Genomic DNA, 266 nt, shown 5'->3' on the forward strand with positions numbered 1-266 from the left:
GTGGAAGAGGTGAAAGCGTTTTTGGACGGAGAAAGCATTACGCTCCCGCATCACACGTCATCAGCCGATCTCAAGCCCGGAAAGCACACCCTTACTATCATTGCGGCAGACCTTGCCGGAAATGAAACAACGTCCGTCCGCACCTTCCATATCAAACGGGAGGAGCCGAACCAGCCGGAGCTTGCCGGTCAAAAAATCGGCGCCCGCAAAGCAAAGCTGTCCGTCCGGGTAAAAGACCCGCCGAAGGATGACATGAATGTATCATT

The 266-nt window shown here is 54.1% G+C and carries 1 protein-coding gene; it reads left to right on the forward strand.

Going from position 1 to position 266, the window contains the following annotated elements; genetic code table 11:
* Positions 1-266: Ig-like domain-containing protein (locus tag SB658_RS24545; protein WP_410602993.1), on the forward strand; the 266-nt coding region annotated here is incomplete at both ends.

The sequence above is a fragment of the Bacillus sp. SIMBA_008 genome, from assembly GCF_046535495.1.
GTDB lineage: Bacteria > Bacillota > Bacilli > Bacillales > Bacillaceae > Bacillus > Bacillus subtilis.